Origin of the sequence: Plebeiibacterium sediminum (assembly GCF_026013605.1) — a bacterium.
GTDB lineage: Bacteria > Bacteroidota > Bacteroidia > Bacteroidales > Marinilabiliaceae > Saccharicrinis > Saccharicrinis sediminus.
On sequence record NZ_JAPDPJ010000360.1, the window covers coordinates 1 to 384 of the forward strand.

Below are 384 nucleotides of genomic sequence, written 5' to 3' on the forward strand. Positions count from 1 at the left end.
CATTTCTGGTTTAACCTTCTCATGAGTAAATAACATTTTTCTTTCCTTAACTAACTGCCCTCTTAATCTAAAGAGTTCCTTTAATTCTCTCATTTGTTCTTTAGCGTAAATAGTACTTTCTAACCGGTCTCCAAACCTTTCTCCATATTCACGTATACGAGATGCATCAACCTTATCTGTTTTCCCTTTACGAAGCCCTAAACTATGTCTTATTTCATAACCAGTAGCTAAAGCAATTGGTACATTAAACTGATTACAAAGAAAAACTAACAACTCTCCATAAACACCTGTATATTCAGCACATAGAAGTGCAGTTTTAGGCAAACTAGTTAAAAAGGACTCTATCCCATTAAGATTATTCTTAACTACTAAATGAGCCATCTT

The 384-nt window shown here is 33.6% G+C and carries 1 protein-coding gene; it reads right to left on the bottom strand.

The window, feature by feature from the left end:
- Positions 1-384: IS110 family transposase (locus OM075_RS25785; RefSeq protein ID WP_301193410.1), on the bottom strand; the 384-nt coding region annotated here is incomplete at both ends.